Raw genomic sequence first — 25,182 nt, 5'->3', positions numbered from 1 at the left:
CCCCCCCCCCCCCCCCCCCTCCCCCCCCCCCCCCCCCCCCCCCCCCCCCCCCCCCCCCCCCCCCCCCCCCCCCCCCCCCCCCCCCCCCCCCCCCCTCTCCCCTGAGGACCGGGCCACGAGACCGGGCTCCTCAAGAAGGCGGAACTCAGCCGTACATCCGGCGCATAGCGAAGTCGACCATCTGCTCCACGGCCTTCGCGTCGAAGACCATCCGGTGGTCGCCCTCCATGTCGATCACGAAGCCGTACCCCGTCGGCAGCAGATCGATCACCTCCGCGCCCGTGATCACGAAGTACTTCGACTCCTTGCCCGCGTACCGCCGCAGCTCCTTGAGCGTGCTGAACATCGGGATGACCGGCTGCTGGGTGTTGTGCAGGGCCAGGAACCCCGGATTGTCACCGCGCGGGCAGTAGACCTTCGACGTCGCGAATATCTGCTGGAAGTCCTCGGCGGAGAGCGACCCGGTCGTGAACGCCCGCACCGCGTCCGCCAGCGACGGAGGGGACGGCTCGGGGTACAGCGGCTGCTCCCCGTATCCGCCGCCCATCGGCTGCTGCGGGGGTGCGTACTGCTGCTGGGCGCCAGCGTTCTGGTCGTAGCCGTACATGCCGCCAAGAGTACTGAGGAAAGGCGCGCCGATGGGCCGCATGTGCCCCTCGTCGTCCTCGTCACAGATGTCCGGCGGGGGTTGCATCTTATTACCGACGGGTAGCATCATCGGAGTCACTACGGATACGCGATCGAGGAATCCGCCTCCCAACCGCTTACGGAGCCGTCGCCATGGGGCACTACAAGTCGAATCTCCGCGACATCGAGTTCAACCTCTTCGAGGTCCTCGGGCGCGACAAGCTGTACGGCACGGGCCCGTTCGCGGAGATGGACGTCGAGACCGCCAGGACCGTCCTCGCCGAGGTCACCAAGCTCGCCGAGTCCGAGCTGGCCGCCTCCTACACGGACGCGGACCGCAATCCGCCCGTCTTCGACCCGGAGACCAACACCGCTCCGGTGCCCGCCTCCTTCAAGAAGAGCTACCAGGCGTTCATGGACTCGGAGTACTGGCGCCTGGGCCTCCCCGAGGAGATCGGCGGCACCACCTCGCCCCGCTCCCTGATCTGGGCCTACGCGGAGCTGCTGCTCGGCGCCAACCCGGCGATCTGGATGTACACCTCGGGGCCGGCCTTCGCCGGCATCCTCTTCGAGGAGGGCAACGAGGCGCAGAAGAAGGTCGCCGAGATCGCCGTCGAGAAGCAGTGGGGCTCCACGATGGTCCTCACCGAGCCCGACGCGGGGTCGGACGTGGGCGCGGGCCGGGCGAAGGCCGTCGAGCAGGAGGACGGCTCCTGGCACATCGAGGGCGTGAAGCGCTTCATCACCTCCGGCGAGCACGACATGTCGGAGAACATCCTCCATTACGTGCTGGCCCGCCCCGAGGGCGCCGGCCCCGGCACCAAGGGCCTGTCGCTCTTCCTCGTACCGAAGTACGAGTTCGACTGGGAGACCGGCGAGCTGGGCGAGCGCAACGGCGTCTACGCGACGAACGTCGAGCACAAGATGGGCCTCAAGGCGTCCAACACGTGCGAGCTGACCTTCGGCGACCGCCACCCGGCCAAGGGCTGGCTGATCGGCGACAAGCACGAGGGCATCCGCCAGATGTTCATGATCATCGAGTTCGCCCGGATGATGGTCGGCACGAAGGCCATCGCCGCGCTCTCCACGGGCTATCTGAACGCTCTGGAGTACGCGAAGGAGCGCGTCCAGGGCCCGGACCTGTCGCAGTTCATGGACAAGACCGCGCCCAAGGTCACCATCACCCACCACCCGGACGTGCGCCGCTCGCTCATGACGCAGAAGGCGTACGCCGAGGGCATGCGCGCGCTCGTGCTCTACACCGCCTCCCTCCAGGACGAGATCGCCAAGAACGAGGCGGAGGGCGAGGACGTCAAGGCGCAGCACGCGCTGAACGACCTGCTGCTACCGATCGTGAAGGGCTACGGCTCCGAGAAGTCGTACGAACAGCTCGCGCAGTCACTCCAGACGCTCGGCGGTTCGGGGTACCTCCAGGAGTACCCGATCGAGCAGTACATCCGGGACGCCAAGATCGACACTCTGTACGAGGGCACCACCGCCATCCAGGGCCAGGACTTCTTCTTCCGGAAGATCGTCCGTGACCAGGGCCAGGCGCTGAACACCCTCTCCGAGGACATCAAGCAGTTCCTCGCCGTCGGCACCGGGGGCACGGAGCTGGCCCCGGCCCGCGACGCGCTCGCCAAGGCGGCCGTCGACCTGGAGGCGATCGTCGGGAAGATGCTGACCGACCTCACCGCCACCGCCGAGGACGTCAAGAACATCTACAAGGTGGGCCTCAACACCACCCGCCTGCTGATGGCCTCGGGCGACGTCGTCGTCGGCTATCTGCTGCTGCGCGGCGCCGCGGTCGCCGTGGAGAAGCTGGAGACGGCCTCCGCGAAGGACGTGCCCTTCTACCAGGGCAAGATCGCGGCGGCGAAGTTCTTCGCCGCGAGCGTCCTGCCGGGCGTCTCGGTGGAGCGGGCCGTGGCCGAGTCGGTGGACAACTCGCTGATGGAGCTGGACGAGGCGGCGTTCTGAGTCGTGTCTTCGAAGTAGCGCCGTCCGCCCGCAGGGCGGGGCCCGCGGCGGCCGGCGCGGTGCGTCGCGAGGCGGAGGAGCGGTCTCGTACAGGGCGTACCCGGCCGGCTTACGACAACGCGGCGAGGCGTCGCGGGCCAGGCGGGACTTCGAAGACACCACCCAGCGGGGCCGCTCCCCCTGGGGACTGTCGTGTGGATCTTGCCGGGCGGGCCGATTTCCGGCCCGCCCGGCGATTTGTGCGGCCACCGTCCACACGAACGCGCCAAACCGTGGCTCGTTATGGTGATCCCATGAGCACACCCGCCCGCTTCGACCGCGGCCACACCGACGACCTGATGACCTTCCTCGCCGCCAGCCCCACGCCGTACCACGCGGTGGCGAACGCGGCCGAGCGCCTGGAGAAGGCCGGCTTCCGGCAGGTCCTGGAGACGGACGCGTGGGACGGCACCACCGGAGGCAAGTACGTCCTGCGGGGCGGCGCGCTCATCGCCTGGTACGTCCCCGAGGGTGCCGCGCCGCACACGCCGTTCCGGATCGTCGGCGCGCACACCGACTCCCCCAACCTCCGGGTGAAGCCGCTGCCGGACAGCGGTGCGTACGGCTGGCGGCAGGTCGCCGTCGAGGTGTACGGCGGGCCGCTGCTCAACACCTGGCTCGACCGGGACCTCGGGCTGGCCGGCCGGCTCTCGCTGCGGGACGGCACGCACCGGCTGATCAACGTGGACCGGCCCCTGATGCGCGTACCGCAACTGGCCGTCCACCTCGACCGCGGCGTCAACGCCGACGGTCTCAAGCTGAACCCGCAGCGGCACATGCAGCCGATCTGGGGGCTCGGCGAGGCCGCGGAGGGCGACCTGATCCGCTTCGCCGCCGAGGAGTCCGGGCTCGACGCCTCCGACGTCACGGGCTGGGACCTGATGGCGCACTCCGTCGAACCGCCCGCCTACCTCGGGCGCGACCGCGAGCTGGTGGCCGGGCCCCGGATGGACAACCTGCTGTCGGTGCACGCCGGTACGGCCGCGCTGGCCGCCGTGGCGGGCTCCGCGGGACCGGACACGCCCCTGCCGTACATCCCCGTGCTCGCCGCCTTCGACCACGAGGAGACCGGCTCCCAGTCCGACACCGGCGCGGACGGGCCGCTGCTGGGCACGGTGATGGAGCGCTCGGTGCTGGCCCGCGGCGGATCCCCCGAGGACCGGGCGCGCGCACTGGCCGGCACGGTCTGCCTCTCCTCCGACACCGGGCACGCCGTGCACCCCAACTACGCGGAGCGCCACGACCCCACGCACCACCCGCGCGCCAACGGCGGCCCGATCCTGAAGGTCAACGTCAACATGCGGTACGCCACGGACGGCGGCGGGCGCGCGGTGTTCGCGGCGGCGTGCGAGCGGGCGGGGGTGCCGTGGCAGACGTTCGTCTCGAACAACTCGATGCCCTGCGGCACGACGATCGGCCCGATCACCGCGGCCAGGCACGGCATCAAGACGGTCGACATCGGCGCGGCGATCGTGTCGATGCACAGCGCGCGTGAACTGTGCGGCGCGGACGACCCGTTCCTGCTGGCGAACGCGCTGGCCGCGTTCCTCGAAGGCTGAATTCCCTTCTCCTGCATGGGTGTTCCCGGGCCGGGTACCCGCATTAGCGGCCCGGGAATGGCCACCATTCGTATCAGGAGGCGGGATTCATGGGCATTGGCGGATGCATCGCACTCATCGCGGTCGGGGCGATCCTCACCTTCGCGACGGACTGGGAGGCCGAGAGCGTCAATCTCGACCTGGTCGGGGTGATCCTGATGGCGGTCGGCTTGATCGGCATCGCGACGTTCACCAGCATCGCGAAGCGCCGCCGCGCGGTGGTCGCCCCTCCGACGGTCATCGAACGCGACCACCACGAGGGCCTGTAAGCCCACCACCCAAGTCCCACGGGCGCCCAACCCGCCCGGCGGGCAACCCAAGCCCGTCCGCGGCACCCCCGAGCCCGTCCGGCGATTGAGGACACCCACCACCGGCGGCCCGTTCTCACCCCGCCCGGCGGGCAACTCCAACCCGCCCGGCGGGTATCTCAAGCCCGTCCGGCGATTGAGGACGAACCGCCCACCGGGCGGCCCCGGAGGGACAGCACCCCCACGCCGCGAGGACCTACGCGTCGAGCCCCGCCAGCACCAGCCCCAGCCGCGCGACCCCCGCGGGGCTCACCCGCACCGGCACCCCCCAGTCCTGCTGGTGCACATGGCACGCGGGGTACTCGATCTCCGGCGCGTCGTCGCAGGAGGCCGCCATCGCCGAGACATGCAACACCCCCTCGTTGACGCCGTCCGCCAGCACCAGCTCCCGCCCCAGCTCCGTGCCCGCGCCCGCCCCCTCCGCCAGCAGCTCCGGAGGTGTGGCGGAGACCAGGAGCCGGGTCGACGGACCGTAACGGGTGTCCAGCTTCTGCCCCCTGGGCGCCTCGAAGACGACGTCCAGCCGCAGCGCGCCGGGCGCGACATCCGTCGCGGCGCGCCGCGTGCGGTGCGCCACCGACTCGACGCGGACGGCCTCCTCCGGCAGCCGCAGCCGGGTCAGCCGGTGCCCGGCGGACTCGACCACCACGATGTCGTCACCCACGAGCACCGCGTCCGACGGCTCCCGCAGATCCGTGGCGAGCGTCGTGACCTCGCCGGTCGCCGGGTCGTACCGGCGCAGCGCGTGGTTGTAGGTGTCCGAGACGGCCACCGAACCGTCCGGCAGTGCGGTCACCCCGATCGGGTGCTGGAGCAGCGCCTGCTCCGCGGGACCGTCGCGGTGACCGAAGTCGAAGAGCCCGGTGCCGACGGCGGTCCGCACGGCGTATCCGTCCCCGTCCCGCTCCACGTACCGCAGCGCGCTGGTCTCGGAGTCGGCCACCCACAGCCGGTCGTCGGTCGCGGCGAGTCCGGAGGGCTGCGCGAACCACGCGTCGGCGGCGGGCCCGTCGACCAGGCCCTCGTTGGTGGTCCCGGCCGCGACCCGGACGGTGCGGGTCGCCGGGTCGTACGTCCACAGCTGGTGCACCCCGGCCATCGCGATCCACAGCCGGTCGTCCCACCAGGCCACGTCCCACGGCGAGGAGAGCGCCACGTCGAGCGCGGGCCCATGGGTCGCCGAGCCCTGCCACCACTGGCCGCCCGTGCCGGCGAGGGTCTCGACGGCCCCGGAGACCGGGTCGTACGCGCGGACGGCGTGGTTCACGGTGTCCGCGACCGCGATGCGGCCGTTCGGCAGCGGGGCGAGCCCCTGCGGCTCGCTGAAGGCGGCGCCGGGGCCGTCGCCGAAGCCCCGCTGCCCCGTCCCCACGCGCCGCACGACGCTCTCGCCGTCCGCGGCCAGCTCGACCAGCTGATGCCGGGTGGAGTCGGACACCAGGAAGTTCCCCGAGGGCAGCACGACCGCCTTGCCGGGGAAGCGCAGGTCGGTGGCGACGGGCTCGGGGGGAACATAGGGGCCGTCGCCGCGCCGCAGGGTGCCCTTCGCGGCGTGCTCGGCCTCCAGCTCCTCGACCAGCTTCTCGATGGCGTGGGCATGACCCTCACCCGCGTGCTGGGCGACGACGTACCCCTCGGGGTCGATGACGACGAGCGTGGGCCAGGCCCGTACCGCGTACTGCTTCCAGGTCGCCAGCTCCGGGTCGTCCAGGACGGGGTGGTGCACCTCGTACCGCTCGACGGCGTCGACGACGGCGGCGTGCTCGGCCTCGTGGACGAACTTCGGCGAGTGGACCCCGATGATCACCACGGTGTCGCTGTGCTTCTGCTCCAGCTCCCGCAACTCGTCCAGGACATGCAGGCAGTTGATGCAGCAGAAGGTCCAGAAGTCGAGCAGGACGATGCGTCCGCGCAGGCCGGCGAGGGTGAGTGCGTTCCCACCGGTGTTCAGCCAGCCGCCCCTGCCGATCAGCCCGGGGGCACGGACACGGGCACGGCGGCGGGGCACGGGGGCGGGCGACGGGGCGGGATCGTTCATGCTTCAAGCTTGCCATCCGGGTGTGAACAGCGGATCACACGCCCGGCCGGGCCCTGTCGTCCGTACGCGTGCAGGTGAGGCGGTTCCGCCGGTGTCCGGCGCCCAACTGGGTACGGATCCGGCATGAAGTACTTGGTGCGCGACAAGATCTTCGCCATCGGCGACGACTACTGGATCGAGGACGAGCAGGGCCGGCAGGCCTACCTCGTGGACGGCAAGGCGCTGCGGCTGCGCGACACGCTGGAGCTGAAGGACCCCCAGGGACACGTCCTGGTCACGCTCCGGCAGAAGCTGCTCAGCCTGCGGGACACGATGACGCTCGAACGGGACGGTGAGCCACTGGCCACCATCCGTAAGAAGAAGCTGTCACTGATCCGCAACCACTACCGGGTCGCCCTGGCGGAGGGCACCGAACTGGACGTCAGCGGGCGGATCCTGGACCGCGAGTTCGCGATCGAGTACGACGGCGAACTGCTGGCCCATGTCTCGCGCCAGTGGTTCCGGATGCGCGAGACGTACGCGGTGAACGTGATCCGCGACGACGCGGACCCGTCCCTGCTGATCGCGGCGGCGGTGTGCGTGATCCGCATGGCGGAGAAGGAACGCGAGGAGGACTGAGACCCGGGGGCGGGGGCGCCGTCACGGCTGCCGGGCGGGTGCCTCCGCCCCGGGGCCCGGGGCTCAGCGGCGTGGTGCCGTAACACCCAGCAGGCGATCCTTCAGGACCGGGAACTGTTCGCGGGTCGTCGCGACCTTCGCGGGGTCGAAGTCGACGGTCAGGACCTCCTCGCCGGGCCCCGCCTCCGCCAGCACCTCACCCCACGGGTCGACCACGACGCTGTGGCCCGACTGCTCCACCCCGGCGTGGGTCCCGGCCGTCGAGCAGGCCAGCACGTACGACTGGTTCTCCACCGCGCGCGCCCGCGCCAGCAGCGTCCAGTGCGCCCGGCGGCGGGCCGGCCAGCCGGCCGGGACCACGAACACCTGCGCGCCCTCGTCGAGCAGCCCCCTGAACAGCTCGGGGAATCTGAGGTCGTAGCAGGTGGCCAGCCCCAGCACCGCGTCCGGCAGGGTGACGGTCGCCAGTTCACCGCCCGCGCCCATCAGCGTGGCCTCGCCCTTGTCGAAGCCGAAACGGTGAATCTTCCGGTACGAGCGCGCGAGTACGCCGTCCGGGGAGATGACCAGCGCGGTGTTGTAGAGGTCGGAGGCGCCGTCGAGGACGGATTCCGGTGCGCGCTCCACGATGGACCCGGCGTGCAGCCAGACGCCCGCGTCCCTCGCCGCCTCCGACATCGCCCGGAACGTCGGGCCGTCCAGCGCCTCCGCCTCGGTGGCGAACGACTCGTACGCGAAGGCACCCACCGGCCAGAGTTCGGGCAGGACCACCAGATCCGCGCCCCGTTGCTCCCGTACCAGCGAAGCGGCGCGCTCTCTACGAGAATTGACCGATTCGTCCGGGTCTACTGCGATCTGGATGAGGGAGGCGCGCACACTACCACCGTCCTGGCATTCGAGCCGTCTACACGGGCCTACGATCGTCACACGAAAGCACTGCCGGGGTGCCAACGGGCAGCGTAACTTAGGCTCTCGAACCTCCCACGCAGCCCACAGCCCGCCGCCCGCAGCCAGCAGCCCAGCCCGCTAACCGCAGAACCGTCGAGGGGTCCCGTGACCGTCCATCCCAGCCTTCAGAACTACGCCGATGCCTGGTCCCACTCCATTGAAGCCATAGCCGAGCTGGTCCAGCCACTCGTCGAGGGCGAGTGGAACCGGCGCACGCCGTGCCCCGGCTGGTCGGTGCGGGACATCGTCTCGCACGTCATCGGTCTGGAATCCGAGATGCTCGGGGACCCGCGTCCGATCCACACGCTGCCGCGCGACCTGTACCACGTGCAGAGCGAGATGTCCCGCTACATGGAGATGCAGGTGGACGTGCGGCGCCACCACACCGCTCCGGAGATGACCTCCGAGCTCGAATACACGATCATCCGCCGCAACCGCCAGCTGCGGAACGAGAACCGCGCGCCCGACGCCATGGTCCGCGCCCCGCTCGGCACCCAGCAGACGCTCGAACAGGCCATGCGGAACCGCGCGTTCGACATCTGGGTGCACGAGCAGGATCTGCGGACGACGCTGAGCAGGCCCGGCAGCCTCGACTCGGCCGGCGCGCTGATCACGCGCGACGTCCTACTCGAAGCCCTCCCGAAGGTCGTCGCGAAGGACGCGGGCGCGCCGCCGAACACGGCGATCGTCTTCGACGTGCACGGCCCCGTCGAGTTCCTGCGGACCGTCCGCGTCGACGCGGACGGCCGCGGCAGGATAGACGGCTCCCCCTCGCTCGGCCCCGCGGTGACGCTCGCGATGGACTGGGAGACGTACTTCCGGCTGGCGTGCGGGCGGGTACGGGCCGCCGCGGTGCCGGACCGCATCAAGACGGACGGTGACGCGGACCTGGCGGCGTCGATCCTGCGGGAGTTCGCGGTCACGCCGTAGCGCCGCCGCTCCGCGTCGTCCGGCGCTCAGACGGGTACGTGCACGGCCTCCACCCGGCTGGCCACCAGCCGCTCACGCTCCCGCCGCGCCGTGCGCGCCCGCAGCCGCAGGATCTGGACGATCCCGAGCGCTTCGAGGACGAAGACCGCCGAGAACGCGACGCGGTAGTTGCCGCCGGTCGCGTCCAGCAGCACGCCGACCGCGAGCAGCGTCGTCATCGAGGCCACGAAACCGCCCATGTTGACGATGCCGGAGGCGGTGCCCTGACGGGCCGGCGGGTTGGCGGGCCGCGCGAAGTCGAACCCGATCATCGAGGCGGGCCCGCACGCGCCGAGGACGACGCAGAGCGTGATCAGCAGCCACATCGGCGCGTGGGGGCCGGGGTGGGCGAGTGTGGACGCCCAGACGAGGGCGGTCACGGCGACCGTGCCGAGGGCCAGCGGGGCCCGCGCGGCGTGGTGGCGGGCGATGATCTGCCCGTAGACGAGCCCGATCACCATGTTGACGAGGACGATCAGGGTGAGCAGATCACCCGCCGTGGCCCGCGACTGCCCCTGGGCCTCGACGAGGAACGGCAGACCCCACAGCAGCAGGAACACCATGGCGGGGAACTGGGTGGTGAAGTGCACCCAGAGCCCCAGCCGGGTGCCGGGCTCCCGCCACGACTCGGCGATCTGCCTCCGTACGTAGGCCGCGCCGGCGTGCTCGGACGGTGGCGGTTCGTGGCCCTCGGGGTGGTCCTTGAGGAAGAACAGCATCAGCAGGAGGACGACGACACCCGCCATCGAGCTGCCGACGAACGTCGTGGTCCAGCCGAGGTCGCTGAGCAGCCGGGCGATGACGAGCGTGGAGACCAGATTGCCCGCCATCCCGAACAGCCCGGTGAACTGGGCTATCAGCGGCCCCTGCCGGGCCGGGAACCAGTGGGCGCCCAGCCGCAGTACGGCGATGAAGGTCATCGCGTCTCCGCAGCCGAGCAGCGCGCGGGCGGCGAGCGCCGTGCCGTAGGAGGGGGCGAGGGCGAAGCCGAGCTGGCCGACGGTGAACAGCGTCACGCCGATGGTGAGGACCCTGCGGGTGCCGAGCCGGTCGACCATCAGGCCGACGGGTATCTGCATCCCGGCGTAGACGAGGAGCTGGAGGATCGAGAACGTGGAGAGCGCGGAGGCGTTGACGTCGAAGCGGTCGGCGGCGTCGAGCCCGGCGACGCCCAGGCTCGTACGGAAGATGACGGCGACGAAGTAGACGGCGACTCCGACGCTCCACACGGCGACGGCGCGCCGGCCGCCGGGCGGGTCACCGGGGAGCGTGAGCGCGGGTCCACGCCCCGCGGGGCCGGAAGGTCCGGGAGGGCCGGGGGGTCCCGAAGGCCCGGGGGGTCCCGAGGGTCCCGTACTCACCCGGCCTCACCCCGGATGAGCACCTTGACGCGGCCGACATGGGCGCGCACGCACCGCGCGGCTGCCTCCGCGTCACCGGTCCGGATGGCTTCGAGCAGTTCGGCGTGCTCGGTGATGCTCGTCCGCACGCGCTCCGGGTGCGCCTCCATGACGGCGACGCCCATCCTCAACTGCCGGTCCCTGAGCTGGTCGTAGAGCTTCGACAGGATCTCGTTGCCCGCGTTGCGCACGATCTCGGCGTGGAAGCAGCGGTCGGTGACGGCCACGGCGGCGAGGTCCCCCTCGTCGGCGAGCCGGCGCTGCTCCTCCAGCAGCTCCTCCAGGCGCGCGACGAGCCGGGCGGAGGCGGGGACGGCCCGGCGGGCGGTGAACTCCTCGACCAGCAGGCGCGTTTCGACGACATCGGCGATCTCCTGCGCGGAGACCGCGAGGACGAGGGCGCCCTTCTTGGGATAGAGCTTGATCAGCCCCTCGACCTCCAGCTTGAGCAGGGCCTCGCGCACGGGGGTGCGTGACACCCCGACGGCCTCGGCGAGTTCCCCCTCCGTAAGGAGGGTCCCGCCCTGGTAGTGCCGGTCGAGGACACCCTGCTTGATGTGGCTGTAGACGCGGTCGGCGGCGGGCGGCTGTTTCACGGCGGCGGGGGAGGTGACGGCGGGCGCGGCAGGCATGCGCACAGCTTAGATACAACAGGCATACGACGGGGACGGCGTCCATATCGCGGAACGACGTGAAGGAATGACGAACGGGAGATTTCCCGGGCGTGTCGTGCATCCCTCCGGGCCTTTCGCGCGTCTTTCAGTGGACTCCTCATTTTCGAATGGGGGTCCAATTCACTTCAGACCAACGCATTTGCGACATCGGAGCGTTCCTTTGATAACCAGTCTTCCGGGCGTGCGCAGAAACGTGCGTAGAACCGCTGTGGTAGCCCTCACCGCCGGCGCCATGCTGACGGGCACGGCCCTGGTCGCCCCCACGACCATGGCGGCCGAGTCCGCGCCGGCCGCCGCCGCCGCTCTGCCGACCCTCACGGCCAAGGGCGCCTTCCTGCTGGACGAGCCCACCGGTGCCAAGCGGTACGGCAAGAACGCGGACATCCGCCGCCAGATGGCGAGCACGACCAAGATCATGACGGCCGCCGTGGTGCTCAACACCAAGGGCATCGACCTCAACCGCCAGGTCACCGTCAAGCAGACCTACCGCGACTACGTCGTCCGCGAGGGCGCGAGCACCGCCGACCTGCGCACCGGCGACAAGGTCACCATCCGCCAGCTCCTCTACGGTCTGATGCTGCCGTCCGGCTGCGACGCGGCGTACGCCCTCGCGGACGCGGTCGGCACCGGCTCGACAGTGGCCGCGCGCACCAAGTCGTTCATCTCGAAGATGAACGCGAAGGCGACCGAACTGGGCCTGAAGAACACCAAGTTCGACTCCTTCGACGGCATCTCCCAGGCCGGCGACAACTACACCACCCCGCGCGACCTGGCGACGATCGCCCAGTACGCGATGAAGAACTCCACCCTGCGCACGGTCGTCAAGTCCACCAGCTACAAGGCCACGACGCCGACCAGCTCGGGCGGTACGCGCACCTACACCTGGTACAACACCAACCAGCTGCTCGGCTCGTACTCGGGCGCCTTCGGCGTCAAGACCGGCACCGGCACGGCGGCGGGCCCCTGCCTGATCTTCGCCGCCACCCGTAACGGCAAGACGCACATCGGCGTCATCCTGAACGGCACGGACCGGTACACCGACGCGGCGAAGCTGCTCGACTACTACTCCGGCGCGTCCTCGGCGAAGACGATGAAGCTCCGCCAGCTCCCGGCGGGTGCCGAGCGCGACTGACCCCCCTGCGGGATGCGGTGAAGGGCGCGGCCACCCTCCGGTGGCCGCGCCTTCGGCGTCGCGGGCGCGGTCGCCGGGCGCCCCCGTCCGCGGACCGGGCCCCGCGCGGCCCCTGTAGCCTTCCCCGGTCGGGAATCGCAGCGCGACGAGGAGGACGGGTGGCCGGTCAGCGGATCACGACCCGCAACGCCCGCTTCCAGCAGTGGCACGCGCTGCTCGCCAACCGCAACAAGCGCAAGCGCCAGAACGAGTTCCTCGTCCAGGGCGTACGGCCCATCACGATGGCCGTCGAGCACGGATGGAACGTACGCGCCCTGCTGTACGACGCGAGCCGCCCGCTCTCGCGGTGGGCCGAGGAGTTGCTGCGCGGGATCACGACGGACCGGGTCGCGATGGCCCCCGAGCTCCTCGCCGAACTGGGCGAACGCACCGACGGGGCACCCGAGGTCCTGGCCGTGGTCGAGATGCGGCCCGACGACCTGAGCCGTATCCCCGTGCACGGCGACTTCCTGGGCGTCCTGTTCGACCGCCCCACCCAGCCCGGCAACATCGGCAGCGTCGTCCGCTCCGCCGACGCCTTCGGCGCGGACGGGGTGGTCGTCACCGGCCACGCGGCGGACGTCTACGACCCCAAGGCCGTACGCGCCACCACCGGCTCCCTGTTCGCGCTCCCGGTCGTCCGCAGCCCCTCGCACCACGAGGTGGCGCAGTGGCTGTCGAAGGAGCGCGCGGCGGGACGGCCGGTCGCGGTCGTCGGCACGGACGAGCGGGGCGAGGCCGACGTCGACCGATTCGACCTCACCCAGCCGGTGCTGCTGCTGATCGGCAACGAGACGACCGGCCTCAGCGCGGGCTGGCGCGAGCTGTGCGACCACGTCGTGAGCATCCCGATGTCGGGCTCGGCGAGCTCCCTGAACGCGTCGAACGCGGCGACGGTGATCCTGTACGAGACGGCCCGCCAGCGCCGGGGCGCCTGAGCGCGCCGCCCCCGGACCGCGCACACGCCGCACACGCGAAAGCGGAAGGGCCGCGGCTCCGGGCGGAGCCGCGACCCTTCCGGTCCGTACGTGAGCCGTCAGGCCCAGGTGATCAGCCTCTTCGGCTGCTCCAGCACCGCCGCGACGTCCGCCAGCACCTTGGAGCCCAGCTCGCCGTCGACCAGCCGGTGGTCGAACGACAGCGCCAGGGTGGTGACCTGACGGGGCTTCACCTTGCCCTTGTGCACCCACGGCTGGAGCTTGATCGCGCCGACCGCCAGGATCGCCGACTCGCCCGGGTTCAGGATCGGGGTGCCCGTGTCGACGCCGAAGACGCCGACGTTCGTGATGGTCACCGTGCCGCCCTGCATGGCCGCCGGGGTCGTCCTGCCCTCGCGTGCCGTGGAGACCAACTCACTCAGCGACTGGGCGAGTTGGGGCAGGGTCTGGTCGTGCGCGTCCTTGATGTTAGGGACGAGCAGACCGCGCGGGGTCGCCGCCGCGATGCCCAGGTTGACGTAGTGCTTGAGCACGATCTCCTGGGCGGCCTCGTCCCAGGCCGCGTTGACCTCGGGGTGCCGCTTGATGGCCACCAGCAGCGCCTTCGCGATGAGCAGCAGCGGGTTGACCCGGACACCCGCCATGTCCTTGTCGGACTTGAGCTCGTCGACCAGCTTCATCGTGCGCGTGACGTCGACCGTCACGAACTCCGTGACGTGCGGCGCGGTGAACGCGCTGCCCACCATCGCCGCCGCCGTCGCCTTGCGTACGCCCTTGACGGGGACCCGGGTCTCCCGGACCCCGGCCACCGCGGCGGACGCGTCGGCGGGCGCGGGAGCGGACGCGGGCACGGGTGCGGTCGCGGGAGCCTCCGGCGCCGCGGAAGCGGCGGTGGCCGCCGTCGCCGCGTGCACGTCCTCGCGCGTGATGATCCCGTCCGGACCCGTCGGCGTGATCGTGGCCAGGTCCACGCCCAGGTCCTTGGCGAGCTTGCGCACCGGCGGCTTGGCCAGCGGACGCGCCCGCGTCTCGGCGACGGGGGCAGTCGCCGCGTGCCCGTTCATCTCCGCCTGGATCGCCGCACCCGCCGATGCCGCCGCGCCCTGCCCGGGGACCGCGGCGGCCCCCCTGCGCGGACGGCGCTTCGTGGACGACTCCGAGACGCCGTAACCGACGAGCACCGGCTGGCGCCCCTTCGGCTCACCGGCGTCGGCCCCGCCGTCCGGCTGCGCGGGAGCGGCGGCGGGAGCAGCCGCGGCGGGAGCCGCGGCCCCCGCGTCGTCGCTGCCCGGCGCCACGTCCACGGTGATGATCGACGCGCCGACGTCGACGGTCGTGCCCTCGTCGAAGCGCAGCGCGTGCACCACCCCGTCGTAGGGGATGGGCAGTTCGACGGCCGCCTTGGCGGTCTCGACCTCGCACACCACCTGGCCGTCGACGACGGTGTCACCGGGCTTTACGTACCACTTGAGGATCTCGGCCTCGGTGAGTCCTTCGCCCACGTCGGGCATCTTGAACTCTCGATAGCGAGTGGAAGTGTCAGCAGTCATGGTCACGGCACTCCTCAGTACCCGAGCGAGCGGTCGACGGCGTCGAGTACCCGGTCCAGGCCCGGAAGATACTCCTCCTCCAGGCGCGCCGGCGGATACGGGGCGTGGAACCCGCCCACCCTCAGCACCGGAGCCTCCAGGTGGTAGAAGGAACGCTCGGTGATCCGGGCGGCGATCTCCGCGCCGGAGCCGTAGAACACCGGCGCCTCGTGGACCACGACCAGCCTGCCCGTCTTCTCCACCGACGCCTGGACGGTGTCGAAGTCGATCGGGGACATCGAGCGGAGATCGAGCACCTCCACCGACTTGCCCTCCTCGGCCGCGGCTGCCGCCGCCTCCAGGCAGACCTTCACCATCGGGCCGTACGCCGCGAGCGTCAGGTCCGTGCCGGCGCGGCTGACCCGCGCCGTGTGCAGCGGGCCGGGGATGGCCTCGGTGTCGACCTCGCCCTTGTCCCAGTAGCGCCGCTTGGGCTCGAAGAAGATGACCGGGTCGTCGCTCTGGATGGCCTGCTGCATCATCCAGTAGGCGTCGGCGGACGTGGACGGCGAGACGATCTTCAACCCCGCCACGTGCGCGAACAGCGCCTCCGGCGACTCCGAGTGGTGCTCGACGGCGCCGATGCCACCGCCGTAGGGGATACGGACGACGACCGGCATCTTGACCTTGCCGAGCGCGCGGGCGTGCATCTTCGCGAGCTGCGTGACGATCTGGTCGTACGCGGGGAAGACGAAGCCGTCGAACTGGATCTCCACGACCGGCCGGTAGCCGCGCAGCGCGAGGCCGATCGCCGTACCGACGATGCCCGACTCGGCGAGCGGGGTGTCGATGACCCGGTCCTCGCCGAAGTCCTTCTGAAGGCCGTCGGTGACGCGGAAGACACCGCCGAGCTTGCCGACGTCCTCGCCCATGATCAGGACCTTGGGGTCGGTGTCGAGGGCGACGCGCAGCGACTCGTTGATCGCCTTGGCGAGGGGAAGCTTCTGTACGGCCATGGCTACTTGCCCTCCTCAGCGGCGCCCGCGCCGTCGGTGAACGACGCCTGATACGCCGCGAACTGCGCCCTCTCCTCGTCCACCAGCGCGTGCCCGTCCGCGTAGACATGGTCGAAGATCGCCATGTGGTCCGGGTCGGGCATCGCCCTCACCGCTTCGCGCACCCGCCTGCCGAGCGCCTCGCTCTCCTCCTCCAGGGCGGTGAAGAACGCCTCGTCGGCGGCCGACTCCCGCTCCAGGTAGGCGCGCAGCCGCAGGATCGGGTCCTTCGCCTCCCATGCCTCGCGCTCCTCGTCCGCCCGGTACTTCGTCGGGTCGTCGGAGGTGGTGTGCGCGCCCATGCGGTAGGTGAACGCCTCGATGAGCATCGGGCCCTGGCCGGTGCGGGTGCGCTCCAGCGCGGCGCGTGTCACGGCCAGACAGGCCAGTACGTCGTTGCCGTCCACCCGGACGCCGGGGAAGCCGAAGCCCTGCGCGCGCTGGTAGAGCGGCACGCGCATCTGCTTCTCGGTCGGCTCCGAGATGGCCCACTGGTTGTTCTGGCAGAAGAACACCACCGGCGCGTTGTAGACGGCCGAGAAGGTGAACGACTCGGCGACGTCGCCCTGGCTGGAGGCGCCGTCACCGAAGTAGGCGATGACGGCCGAGTCGGCGCCGTCCTTGGCCACGCCCATCGCGTAGCCGGTGGCGTGCAGCGTCTGCGAGCCGATGACGATCGTGTAGAGATGGAAGTTGTTGGTCTTCGGGTCCCAGCCGCCGTGGTTGACGCCGCGGAACATCCCGAGCAGGTTCGTCGGGTCGACGCCGCGGCACCAGGCGACGCCGTGCTCCCGGTAGGTGGGGAAGACGTAGTCGTCGTCGCGCAGCGCGCGCCCCGAGCCGATCTGGGCGGCCTCCTGGCCGAGCAGCGAGGCCCACAGGCCGAGCTCGCCCTGGCGCTGGAGGGACGTGGCCTCGGCGTCGAAGCGACGCGTCAGGACCATGTCGCGGTACAGCCCGCGCAGGGATTCGGGGGTGATGTCGGCTACGTAGCCGTCGTACTCGTCGTTCTTGACGCGTTCGCCCTCGGGCGTCAGCAGCTGTACGAGCTGGGGCTCGGAAGCCTTCGGCTGCGGCGCCGTCCTGGCGCCGGCGCGCTTGGTGCCGCTGCTACGTCGCGGCTTTCGCGCGGCGGCAGTGCTCTCCACGGTCACGTGCGTGCTCCTCCGTCGGTCCGGTCCCCGGGATCCGCCGGGAACCAGTGCGGCTCGCCTGCTTCCGGACGCGTGCACGGGGTGGGTGCGATCGACCGGGACAGGCGTGACAGGTGCCCCGGCGAGCGCCCTGTCACAGGCACGTTACCCAGTGGGTCGCATTCCTGCGAAACCCCTACTGACCTGCGATTTTACTTGGATTTCCAAGTAAACCGAGCAGGTCTGGGAACAATCACTGGTCACAGCCTTGCAGGCCGCCGGAACAACGGCACGTTATCCCGGCCGCCCACGGCGGGGATAGGGGGAAGTGTGTTTGACTGATCCTGTGCCTGAAAAGGGAAAAATCACCGTATTTCTGCTGGACGACCACGAGGTGGTCCGGCGGGGCGTCCATGAGCTGCTCGCCGTCGAGGAGGACATCGAGGTCGTGGGCGAGGCGGGTACCGCCGCCGACGCGCTGACCAGGATCCCGGCGACCCGGCCCGATGTCGCGGTACTGGACGTACGGCTGCCGGACGGCAGCGGCGTGGAGGTCTGCCGCGAGATCCGCTCACGGGACGAGAGCATCAAGTGCCTGATGCTCACCTCGTTCTCCGACGACGAGGCGCTGTTCGACGCGATCATGGCCGGCGCATCGGGTTACGTGCTCAAGGCGATCCGCGGCGACGAACTGCTGACCGCCGTACGGGACGTGGCCGCCGGCCGGTCCCTGCTGGACCCGGTCGCGACCGCGCGGGTGCTCCAGCGGCTCCGCGAGGGCAACACCGCCAAGGGTGACGACAGACTCGCCGCCCTGACCGAACAGGAACGCAGGATCCTGGACCTCATCGGCGAGGGCATGACGAACCGGGCGATCGGCGAGCGGCTCCATCTGGCCGAGAAGACGATCAAGAACTACGTCTCCAGCCTGCTGTCCAAGCTGGGGATGGAGCGGCGGTCCCAGGCCGCCGCCTATGTGGCGAGGATCCAGGCCGAACAGCGCTGAGGCCCGGCCCCGGAACCGCGCCGGAACCCCGCCGGGCACCTGTGGAACACGGGCCGAGCGGCTCCCAAACCTGCCGAAGGGCCCGATCCCGACCGGCTTTTCCGGAGAACCGGTGAGGACGAAGGTCCTTGCCGATCCGGGGCGGGCTCCTCTGTTTCGTGGACGACCGGTGACAGAGAGTGGACGGCATGTCCACCGATGATCTGCGCGCGATCGAGCTGCTCGGCCGAGTCCGGTACGGGCGGGTCGCCACGACCATGCGGGCGATGCCCTTCGCGGCCCCCGCCCGGCACATCGTCGCGGACCACCGCGTCGTGCTGCGGATGCACCGCGGGATGGGCTACCACCAGGCGTGCAGCGGCAGCGTCGTGGCGTACGGCGCCGACAACTTCCACTCGGGCGAGCCCGACCTCTGGTCGGTCCAGTTCACCGGCACCGCGGACATGGTCCGGCCGACGGAGGCCCAGCTGGAGCTGTTCGGGCCGGGTCCGCGCCGGGTGGACGGTGAGCCGTTCGACCCCGTCTACATGCGCCTGACACCGCAGTTCGCCACCGTGCACATCCTTGAGTACGGGACCGAACCGGCGGCGGCCGTGCGCGAGAGCGGCGGGAACGGTCAGCGACACAACAGCCACGCTGCGTGATCTATCATTTGAAGGGTGCCGCGCTCATATGCAATGACGGCGACGATGCCCTCTGTCGCGATCGCCCCGCCCCTGATCGATCCCCCCTTCGGCTGCCTGCCCCTCGGTGAACTGCTCCGACGCTACGAACACGTGGGAGAACCCCTGGCCTGCCAGCCCCTCGCCCAGGGGCTGCTGAACCGCGGCTACCGGGTCACCACCACCCACGGCGCCTACTTCCTCAAGCACCATCTCGACGGCGACCGCGAGTCCATCGCCCGCCAGCACCGCGTCACACGGCGGCTCCAGGCCCTGGGCGTACCCGTCGTACCGGCCGTACGGGACACCGGGGGCGGTACCGTCGCCGTCGTCGACGGCCACTGCTACGCCCTGCACCCCTGGGTCGACGGCCGGCACCGTACCGGCGCCCAGCTCACCCCGGCCGCCTCGTGGCAGCTCGGATCGCTCCTCGGCGTCGTGCACACCTGTCTGGAACAGGTCATGAGACCGGCGACGGACCGTCTCGGCCACGGAGGCGCACGCGACGCCACGCACCTGGCCGCGCACATCGGCCCGCAGGGCGGACCGCACGACGGCACCCGCGACGGTGTCCACGGCGGCGTCCACGCCAGCGCCGTCCCCGCCGACACCTTCGCGCTCATCGACGAGTTACTGGCCCTCGCCCGCGGGCACTCCCCGCGCGACGGCTTCGACACACTCGCCGAGCACCGGCTGCTGGAGCGCCGCACCCTGCTGGAGCTCAACGCGCACCACCGGCCGCCGCCCGGCGCCGAGACGGCCACCGGGTGGGTGCACGGCGACTTCCACCCGCTGAACGTGCTCTACCGGGGCACGGACCCCGCCGCGATCGTCGACTGGGACCGGCTGGCCGTCCAGCCCCGCGCCGAGGAGGCGGTCCGGGCGGCGGCGATCTTCTTCGTACGGCAGTCGGGAGAACTGGACCTGGTGAAGGTGCGGGCGTACGCGCGGGCGTACCGGCTGACGGCCGGGGCGGACGCCGCCGAACTGGCCGCCGCCGTGCACCGGGTGTGGTGGGAGCGGCTGAACGACTTCTGGATACTGCGCTGGCGCTACCAGTTGAACGACCGAAGGGCCGACCCGCAGTTCCCTGCGGTGTCGGCCCTGGCGGTCTGGTGGACGCGGAGGTACGAGGAGGTGTGCGAGGCGTTCGCGGGGTGACCGCGGCCCGTCCGGGGGGGTGCCTACCCCCCGATCACGCCCGCGGGGTCGCCGCCGCCGGGGTCACCGGCGGCTCCGCCGCCCGGCGTTCCCGTCGCGCCCTCGTTGGTGCCGCCCTCGGTCGCGCCGCCGTCCGCCGTCCCCGTGTCCGGGGGCGAGGACGGATCGCCGGTCGGGCCCTCGTCGTCGCCCTCCGTCGTCCCCTCGTCGTCGCCGGGGTCCGGTGACGACGGGGTGTCGGAGGGGGTGTCCGAAGGGGTCGGCTTGTCGGTCGGGGTGTCGTCCGGCGGGTAGTCCGGCTGCTCGTTGCCGCCCGTCGAGGTGTCCGTGTCCTCGGAGGGCGTGGAGTCCTCCTCCGTCTTCGACGGCTTGTCGCTCGGCTCGTCGGTCGGGCTCTGCTCGGTCTTCGGGCCCTGCTTGTTGTCGTCGCCCGTGCCGCCCATGGTCTGTACGGCGTAGGCGGCGCCCAGGACGATCGCGACGACCGCGAGCAGGGCGAACAGCCACATCTTGCCGCGGCCACCGCCCCCGCTGCCGTGGTGGGAGCCGTCGTAACCGCCGTCGTTCGGATTCTGCGGCGGCAGCAGCGGGCGCTGCGCGGTGTCGCCGTGCGGCGGGTGCCCGAGCGCGGCCGTCGCGGCGACGCCCATCGCCGGGGTGCCGCCGTCGTGCGGGTCGACCGGGCCCGTGTTCCACGTGCCCGTGTGGCCGCCCTGCTGCTGGAGCATCTGCATGCCGTACTGGACGAGGCCGCGCATCTCCTCCGCGCTCTGGAACCGGTCGTCCGGGTCCTTCGCGAGCGAGCGCATGACCAGCCCGTCCAGCTCCGGCGGCACCACGTCCGAGACCTCGGACGGCGGGACGGGGATGTCCTGGACGTGCTGGTACACGACGGAGAGCGGTGTCTCACCGGTGAACGGCGGGCGCAGCGAGAGGAGTTCGTAGAGCAGACAGCCCGTCGCGTACAGATCGGAGCGGTGGTCGACGGCCTTGCCCAGCGCCTGCTCGGGGGAGAGGTACTGCGGCGTGCCCATGACCATGCCGGTCTGGGTCATCGTCGACTGCGCGCCGTGCAGGGCACGCGCGATGCCGAAGTCCATCACCTTGACCGCGCCGCCGTCCGTGATGATCACGTTCGCGGGCTTGATGTCGCGGTGCACGATGCCGTGCTGGTGCGAGTAGGCGAGTGCCTCCAGGACACCGGAGACGATGATCAGCGCCTGCTCGGGCGGCGGCGCCTCGGCGTTGAGCAGCAGATCGCGGATCGTGCGGCCCTCGACGAGCTCCATGACGATGTACGGAACGGTCTGGCCGCCCACGACATCCTCACCGGAGTCGTACACCGCCACCACGGCGTGGTGGTTCAGCCCGGCCACCGACTGGGCCTCGCGGGTGAAGCGGGCCTTGGAGACCGGGTCCTCGGCGAGGTCGGACCGCAGCAGCTTGACGGCCACGGTGCGGCCGAGCCGGACGTCCTCCGCCGCGTACACCTCCGCCATACCGCCCCGGCCGAGGCGGTGCGTCATCCGGTAGCGGCCGTCTCCGACCAGCCCGCCGACGCCCCATGAGTCAGCGGCATCAGGCACTCCGCCGCCTGCTTCGGGTTCGGGTGCCATCAGTCCTCGCCGTCGTTTCTGTCCGCGTGCCGCCCGAGTGCGCGGGGGCGCGGTGGTACCTGGGATGGATGAAGGAGCGCTCGCAGGAGTCGGGAGGATTCCTGCGGTGGTGCTGTGCCGGTCACGCTACAGCCTCGGTGCGACACGCCAATCGGAGATGGACCGGTCATCAAACCCGGTACGGCTCAGCGCACGCAAATTCCATGCTTTTCCTGTAACGCTTCCGAGACGCTTGTTGTGCGTAGGGTCACGGAACGGGCACCTGGCTTGACGTGTCACTGCCCTGGGGCAGACTTGGCCGTAAATACGGGATCACGGGATCACGGGATCGCGTGAGTACGGATCAGCGCGAAGCACCGGATCACCGCGCCGCCGCGCCGAGGGGGAAGCACAGTCATGAGCCACGACGGCGCACAGGGCCGCTACGCGGGCGGTTCGGTCGCGGGCGGCCGGTACCAGCTTCGTGACCTGCTCGGCGAGGGCGGCATGGCGTCCGTCTATCTCGCGTACGACGCGGCGCTCGACCGGCAGGTCGCCATCAAGACGCTCCACACCGAGCTGGGCCGTGAGCAGTCGTTCCGTGAGCGCTTCCGGCGCGAGGCCCAGGCCGTCGCGAAGCTGTCGCACACGAACATCGTCTCGGTCTTCGACACGGGTGAGGACGAGCTGGACGGCTCGCTCATGCCCTACATCGTCATGGAGTACGTGGAGGGGCAGCCGCTCGGCTCCGCGCTCCAGTCGGACATCCAGCAGTACGGCGCGATGCCGGCCGACCGCGCGCTGAAGGTGACGGCGGACGTGCTGGCCGCGCTGGAGACCAGCCACGAGATGGGTCTGGTCCACCGCGACATCAAGCCCGGCAACGTGATGATGACCAAGCGCGGCGTCGTCAAGGTGATGGACTTCGGCATCGCGCGGGCCATGCAGTCCGGTGTCACGTCGATGACGCAGACCGGCATGGTCGTCGGCACCCCGCAGTACCTCTCCCCCGAACAGGCGCTGGGGCGCGGCGTGGACGCCCGCTCCGACCTGTACTCGGTCGGGATCATGCTCTTCCAACTGCTGACGGGACGGCTGCCGTTCGAGGCGGACTCGCCGCTGGCGATCGCGTACGCGCATGTGCAGGAGGAGCCGGTCGCGCCCTCCTCCATCAACCGCTCCGTCACACCCGCGATGGACGCGCTCGTCGCGCGGGCGCTGAAGAAGAACCCGAACGAGCGGTTCCCGAGCGCCGCCGCGATGCGCGACGAGTGCGCGCGGGTCCTTCCGCAGGGCCACACCGGCGCGCCGGTGATCGTGCAGGGCGCCCCGTCGACGAGCGGCGCCGGGGTGGGCTCGGCGGTCTTCCCCCCGGTGGACCAGGGGACGCCGGCGCCGCAGGGCGTGCAGACCCCGTACAGCCCGGGTGCGTACGGCCCGCCCACACCGGCCATGCAGAACCCGGCGCAGATGCAGACGCCGCCTCCTACGTACGGCTACCCGCCGCAGCACACCCAGGGCTACCAGAGCCAGGCGCCGACGTACTCGATGTCGCCCCAGCAGCACATGGGTTCGGGGCACGGTGGGCAGGGGGGGCACGGCGGCGGCAACGGCGGCGGCCGGCGGAACCTGCCGGTGATCATCGGATCGATCGTGGTCGCGATCGCCGCGATCGGCGGTCTGACCTTCGCGCTCTCGCAGGGCGACGACGACGGGAAGGACCCGGACGCCAAGCCCTCGGGCTCGGCGGTGGCCGGACACCGGCCGCCGGAGCGCAACCGGACCATCGACAAGGAGAAGTGCTCGGACGCGTACGAGGACGGGGTCGACCCGACCAAGGTCCAGGCACCCGACCTGCGTTACAAGGACATCCTCTCCGTGAAGGAGTGCCTGCGTTCCGCGAAGTGGACGTGGAAGGTGACCGAGGTCAACGACCCCACGCAGGCGCAGGACATCGTGGTGGAGCAGTTCCCGAGCCAGGGCTCGGCGGTGCTGCCGGAGGACCAGGAGTTCGAGCTCAAGATCTCCACGGGCAACCCGGAGTAGCCCGGAGCAGCCCGGCGGGTCAGGACCCCTCCCGCCCAGGGTCCGGACCGCGGGGGTCCGGACCGCGCGGGCGCCGCAGTGTACGCCGGGTCTGCCGGCCGGCTTTCGCCGAGATGCCGCTTCCGTCACCGCGTGTGACGCTGAGTAGGTGATGTCTCGGCTCCACGCACGGCTCCCCTCCTTCCGCGCGCTCATGGTCGTTGTCGCGCTCACCACCCTGCTGTCGGCCGCCCCACCCGCGTACGCCGAGGAGCGCGAGTCCCCGCGTGCCGCGCCACCGCCCTCCCCGCGCGCGGCCCCGTCGTCCGCACCGAGCGCGTCCCCCTCGCTGGCCGGGAACCAGGCCGGGCAGGGGAGGCCGCGGCCGGGCCGGACGACGGCGAGCGCCGAGCCGTCGTCGCCGGGGGCCTTCGACCCGCCCCTGGACATGGTGCCGACGCTGCCGGACCTGCCGGCACTCCCGAGCGCGAGCGGATTTCCACCGTCCGGTTCCGTTTCGCCGCCTCCCGGCCGTCCCGGATCCCCCTCCGCAGAGCCGGAGAACGACGGGAGGAGCCCCGGGGAGGACGCGCCGGAGACGGAACGCGGACGGGAGCGCGAGGGCCGGGACGAGGACGGGGAGGGCGAGGACGAGGCCCTGTCCGACGGCTTCGGGGCCTCCACGAGCGTGCCCTTCCCGCTCCGTACGCCCCCTCGGGACACCACCGCGAGGGAGCGGAACGACCAGGCGCTGTCGCAGCCCGTCTCCCGCGCCGTCCCGGCGCTGACCCTGGGCATCGGCATCGCGCTCATGGGGCTCGGCATCGGCTTCCTGGGCCTGAGGCTGCGCCGGCACTGAGCCGCAAAGGGCCCGCCCGATCCCGCGAGCACCCCTTCCGAGCTGCGGATTCACCACACCCGTCCCTCTCGCGTCGCCTGCGCGTCCTCCTTACGACTGACGCGTGAGGTCCCTCTCAAGACCCTTGCCGCCGGGGACATACTCGATATACATACTGAGTATGTCGATCCGCCACGGGCTGCTCGCCCTCCTCGAACCCGGTCCGCGCTACGGCTCTCAGCTCCGTACGGAGTTCGAGTCCCGCACCGGAGCCACCTGGCCGCTCAACGTCGGCCAGGTCTACACGACCCTCAACCGTCTGGAGCGCGACGGCATGGTCGTCCAGGACGGCGAGGACGGAGCCGGCCACGCGCTCTACGTGATCACGGACTCCGGCCGCGAGGAGCTGCGGAACTGGTTCCGCTCGCCGGTCGACCGGCGCAGTCCGCCACGCGACGAGCTGGCCATCAAACTCGCGATGGCCGTCGGGGCGCCCGGGATCGACATCCGGGAAGTGATCCAGTCGCAGCGCCACCACACCGTGCAGGCGATGCAGGACTACACCCGGCTCAAGGCCAGGGCCACCGACATGTCACCGGACAACCGCGACGACGTGGCGTGGCTGCTCGTCCTGGAACAGCTCATCTTCCAGACCGAGGCCGAGGCGCGCTGGCTCGACCACTGCGAGGCCCGGCTCGTCCGGCTGTCGCTGACGGCCGCGCGGAAGGAACAGCGGGAGAGGCCGCGGGAGAGCGAGCGGCGGGAGCCGGAGGCGGACGCCGAGGGCACACCGCCGCAGGGGGAGAAGCCGGCACCCGCCCCGCGGGCCGGCCTCGGCCGCTCCCGCCGCCGCTGACACCCGCCGCCGGC

Annotated in this window: 22 protein-coding genes; 13 read left to right on the top strand and 9 right to left on the bottom strand. The window is 71.2% G+C overall.

Annotated elements, in window-relative coordinates; genetic code table 11:
- Positions 1–145 precede the first annotated feature (145 nt).
- The gene (locus ACZ61E_RS17435; protein ID WP_147873330.1) at positions 146–607 is read right to left on the bottom strand and encodes an SseB family protein; all 462 of its coding nucleotides are present in this window, start codon (positions 605–607) and stop codon (positions 146–148) included.
- Positions 608–780: 173 nt separating this feature from the next.
- Between ACZ61E_RS17435 and ACZ61E_RS17430 the strand changes: the two genes are divergently transcribed.
- The 3 genes from ACZ61E_RS17430 to ACZ61E_RS17420 all read left to right on the top strand — a co-directional run bounded on the left by ACZ61E_RS17430 (position 781) and on the right by ACZ61E_RS17420 (position 4,513).
- The gene (locus ACZ61E_RS17430; protein ID WP_469700482.1) at positions 781–2,607 is read left to right on the top strand and encodes an acyl-CoA dehydrogenase; all 1,827 of its coding nucleotides are present in this window, start codon (positions 781–783) and stop codon (positions 2,605–2,607) included.
- 293 nt (positions 2,608–2,900) lie between these two features.
- Positions 2,901–4,205 (top strand): M18 family aminopeptidase, encoded by a 1,305-nt coding sequence (locus ACZ61E_RS17425; RefSeq protein WP_469700481.1) that lies wholly within the window; start codon positions 2,901–2,903, stop codon positions 4,203–4,205.
- A gap of 89 nt (positions 4,206–4,294) precedes the next feature.
- On the top strand, positions 4,295–4,513 hold the full coding sequence (locus tag ACZ61E_RS17420; RefSeq protein WP_381952755.1) for a DUF6458 family protein: 219 nt from the start codon (positions 4,295–4,297) through the stop codon (positions 4,511–4,513).
- Between the two features lie 235 nt (positions 4,514–4,748).
- Here ACZ61E_RS17420 and ACZ61E_RS17415 read toward each other — a convergent pair whose 3' ends face one another.
- Positions 4,749–6,590, bottom strand: a complete 1,842-nt coding sequence (locus tag ACZ61E_RS17415) for an NHL domain-containing thioredoxin family protein (RefSeq protein ID WP_469700480.1) — start codon at positions 6,588–6,590, stop codon at positions 4,749–4,751.
- Positions 6,591–6,713: 123 nt separating this feature from the next.
- On the opposite strand from ACZ61E_RS17415, the gene ACZ61E_RS17410 reads away from it, so the two are divergent.
- Entirely contained in the window at positions 6,714–7,208 is a 495-nt protein-coding gene (locus ACZ61E_RS17410; protein WP_469700479.1) for an LURP-one-related/scramblase family protein, read from the top strand.
- Positions 7,209–7,271: 63 nt separating this feature from the next.
- On the opposite strand, the gene ACZ61E_RS17405 is transcribed toward ACZ61E_RS17410, so the two are convergent.
- Positions 7,272–8,084 carry a carbon-nitrogen family hydrolase gene (locus ACZ61E_RS17405; protein ID WP_469700478.1) on the bottom strand — a complete coding sequence of 271 codons (813 nt, stop codon included), beginning with the start codon at positions 8,082–8,084 and terminating at the stop codon, positions 7,272–7,274.
- Positions 8,085–8,261: 177 nt separating this feature from the next.
- Between ACZ61E_RS17405 and ACZ61E_RS17400 the strand changes: the two genes are divergently transcribed.
- Positions 8,262–9,086: a maleylpyruvate isomerase family mycothiol-dependent enzyme gene (locus tag ACZ61E_RS17400; protein ID WP_469700477.1), complete on the top strand. Its 825-nt coding sequence runs from the start codon at positions 8,262–8,264 to the stop codon at positions 9,084–9,086.
- Between the two features lie 26 nt (positions 9,087–9,112).
- On the opposite strand, the gene ACZ61E_RS17395 is transcribed toward ACZ61E_RS17400, so the two are convergent.
- Both ACZ61E_RS17395 and ACZ61E_RS17390 read right to left on the bottom strand, forming a co-directional pair.
- Positions 9,113–10,354: an MFS transporter gene (locus ACZ61E_RS17395; RefSeq protein ID WP_469700476.1), complete on the bottom strand. Its 1,242-nt coding sequence runs from the start codon at positions 10,352–10,354 to the stop codon at positions 9,113–9,115.
- Between the two features lie 128 nt (positions 10,355–10,482).
- Positions 10,483–11,157, bottom strand: a complete 675-nt coding sequence (locus tag ACZ61E_RS17390) for a GntR family transcriptional regulator (RefSeq protein ID WP_469700475.1) — start codon at positions 11,155–11,157, stop codon at positions 10,483–10,485.
- Between the two features lie 274 nt (positions 11,158–11,431).
- Here ACZ61E_RS17390 and ACZ61E_RS17385 point away from each other — a divergent pair, with 274 nt between their 5' ends.
- Together ACZ61E_RS17385 and ACZ61E_RS17380 are read left to right on the top strand one after the other, a co-directional pair.
- Positions 11,432–12,331 (top strand): D-alanyl-D-alanine carboxypeptidase family protein, encoded by a 900-nt coding sequence (locus tag ACZ61E_RS17385; RefSeq protein WP_469700474.1) that lies wholly within the window; start codon positions 11,432–11,434, stop codon positions 12,329–12,331.
- Positions 12,332–12,489: 158 nt separating this feature from the next.
- Complete coding sequence (locus ACZ61E_RS17380) at positions 12,490–13,308, top strand: TrmH family RNA methyltransferase (protein ID WP_469700473.1); 819 nt, start codon at positions 12,490–12,492, stop codon at positions 13,306–13,308.
- A 98-nt stretch (positions 13,309–13,406) separates the two neighbouring features.
- Here the strand turns inward: ACZ61E_RS17380 and ACZ61E_RS17375 are convergent, their stop codons facing one another.
- Genes ACZ61E_RS17375 through pdhA form a run of 3 tightly spaced genes read right to left on the bottom strand, consistent with a single transcriptional unit; the run spans position 13,407 to position 17,046 of the window.
- Entirely contained in the window at positions 13,407–14,858 is a 1,452-nt protein-coding gene (locus ACZ61E_RS17375; protein WP_469700472.1) for a dihydrolipoamide acetyltransferase family protein, read from the bottom strand.
- 14 nt (positions 14,859–14,872) lie between these two features.
- Positions 14,873–15,853: an alpha-ketoacid dehydrogenase subunit beta gene (locus ACZ61E_RS17370; protein WP_469700471.1), complete on the bottom strand. Its 981-nt coding sequence runs from the start codon at positions 15,851–15,853 to the stop codon at positions 14,873–14,875.
- A gap of 2 nt (positions 15,854–15,855) precedes the next feature.
- Positions 15,856–17,046 carry a pyruvate dehydrogenase (acetyl-transferring) E1 component subunit alpha gene (gene pdhA, locus ACZ61E_RS17365; RefSeq protein ID WP_469700470.1) on the bottom strand — a complete coding sequence of 397 codons (1,191 nt, stop codon included), beginning with the start codon at positions 17,044–17,046 and terminating at the stop codon, positions 15,856–15,858.
- 325 nt (positions 17,047–17,371) lie between these two features.
- Between pdhA and ACZ61E_RS17360 the strand changes: the two genes are divergently transcribed.
- The 3 genes from ACZ61E_RS17360 to ACZ61E_RS17350 all read left to right on the top strand — a co-directional run bounded on the left by ACZ61E_RS17360 (position 17,372) and on the right by ACZ61E_RS17350 (position 19,854).
- Positions 17,372–18,031 carry a response regulator gene (locus tag ACZ61E_RS17360; RefSeq protein ID WP_469700469.1) on the top strand — a complete coding sequence of 220 codons (660 nt, stop codon included), beginning with the start codon at positions 17,372–17,374 and terminating at the stop codon, positions 18,029–18,031.
- Positions 18,032–18,219: 188 nt separating this feature from the next.
- A complete protein-coding gene (locus ACZ61E_RS17355) occupies positions 18,220–18,675 on the top strand; it encodes a pyridoxamine 5'-phosphate oxidase family protein (protein WP_469700468.1) in 456 nt (151 codons plus the stop codon).
- A gap of 45 nt (positions 18,676–18,720) precedes the next feature.
- The gene (locus ACZ61E_RS17350; RefSeq protein ID WP_469700467.1) at positions 18,721–19,854 is read left to right on the top strand and encodes a phosphotransferase; all 1,134 of its coding nucleotides are present in this window, start codon (positions 18,721–18,723) and stop codon (positions 19,852–19,854) included.
- A gap of 23 nt (positions 19,855–19,877) precedes the next feature.
- Here ACZ61E_RS17350 and ACZ61E_RS17345 read toward each other — a convergent pair whose 3' ends face one another.
- The gene (locus ACZ61E_RS17345; protein ID WP_469700466.1) at positions 19,878–21,470 is read right to left on the bottom strand and encodes a protein kinase domain-containing protein; all 1,593 of its coding nucleotides are present in this window, start codon (positions 21,468–21,470) and stop codon (positions 19,878–19,880) included.
- A gap of 396 nt (positions 21,471–21,866) precedes the next feature.
- On the opposite strand from ACZ61E_RS17345, the gene ACZ61E_RS17340 reads away from it, so the two are divergent.
- The 3 genes from ACZ61E_RS17340 to ACZ61E_RS17330 all read left to right on the top strand — a co-directional run bounded on the left by ACZ61E_RS17340 (position 21,867) and on the right by ACZ61E_RS17330 (position 25,168).
- A complete protein-coding gene (locus ACZ61E_RS17340; protein WP_469700465.1) occupies positions 21,867–23,495 on the top strand; it encodes a protein kinase domain-containing protein in 1,629 nt (542 codons plus the stop codon).
- 148 nt (positions 23,496–23,643) lie between these two features.
- A complete protein-coding gene (locus ACZ61E_RS17335; protein ID WP_469700464.1) occupies positions 23,644–24,333 on the top strand; it encodes a hypothetical protein in 690 nt (229 codons plus the stop codon).
- Between the two features lie 160 nt (positions 24,334–24,493).
- Complete coding sequence (locus ACZ61E_RS17330; RefSeq protein ID WP_469700463.1) at positions 24,494–25,168, top strand: PadR family transcriptional regulator; 675 nt, start codon at positions 24,494–24,496, stop codon at positions 25,166–25,168.
- The last annotated feature ends 14 nt before the right edge of the window (positions 25,169–25,182 follow it).

This window comes from Streptomyces sp. NPDC104581 (genome assembly GCF_055583685.1).
This window is presented reverse-complemented; position numbering and strand designations above follow the sequence as displayed.

Coding starts and splice junctions, on each gene's coding strand:
- ACZ61E_RS17340 (WP_469700465.1), top strand. CDS start 21,867: ATGAGCCACGACGGCGCACAGGGCCGCTACGCGGGCGGTTCGGTCGCG.
- ACZ61E_RS17370 (WP_469700471.1), bottom strand. CDS start 15,853: ATGGCCGTACAGAAGCTTCCCCTCGCCAAGGCGATCAACGAGTCGCTG.
- ACZ61E_RS17425 (WP_469700481.1), top strand. CDS start 2,901: ATGAGCACACCCGCCCGCTTCGACCGCGGCCACACCGACGACCTGATG.
- ACZ61E_RS17330 (WP_469700463.1), top strand. CDS start 24,494: ATGTCGATCCGCCACGGGCTGCTCGCCCTCCTCGAACCCGGTCCGCGC.
- ACZ61E_RS17430 (WP_469700482.1), top strand. CDS start 781: ATGGGGCACTACAAGTCGAATCTCCGCGACATCGAGTTCAACCTCTTC.
- ACZ61E_RS17350 (WP_469700467.1), top strand. CDS start 18,721: ATGCCCTCTGTCGCGATCGCCCCGCCCCTGATCGATCCCCCCTTCGGC.
- ACZ61E_RS17345 (WP_469700466.1), bottom strand. CDS start 21,470: ATGGCACCCGAACCCGAAGCAGGCGGCGGAGTGCCTGATGCCGCTGAC.
- ACZ61E_RS17390 (WP_469700475.1), bottom strand. CDS start 11,157: ATGCCTGCCGCGCCCGCCGTCACCTCCCCCGCCGCCGTGAAACAGCCG.
- ACZ61E_RS17410 (WP_469700479.1), top strand. CDS start 6,714: ATGAAGTACTTGGTGCGCGACAAGATCTTCGCCATCGGCGACGACTAC.
- ACZ61E_RS17375 (WP_469700472.1), bottom strand. CDS start 14,858: ATGACTGCTGACACTTCCACTCGCTATCGAGAGTTCAAGATGCCCGAC.
- ACZ61E_RS17420 (WP_381952755.1), top strand. CDS start 4,295: ATGGGCATTGGCGGATGCATCGCACTCATCGCGGTCGGGGCGATCCTC.
- ACZ61E_RS17385 (WP_469700474.1), top strand. CDS start 11,432: ATGCTGACGGGCACGGCCCTGGTCGCCCCCACGACCATGGCGGCCGAG.
- ACZ61E_RS17415 (WP_469700480.1), bottom strand. CDS start 6,590: ATGAACGATCCCGCCCCGTCGCCCGCCCCCGTGCCCCGCCGCCGTGCC.
- ACZ61E_RS17355 (WP_469700468.1), top strand. CDS start 18,220: ATGTCCACCGATGATCTGCGCGCGATCGAGCTGCTCGGCCGAGTCCGG.
- ACZ61E_RS17435 (WP_147873330.1), bottom strand. CDS start 607: ATGTACGGCTACGACCAGAACGCTGGCGCCCAGCAGCAGTACGCACCC.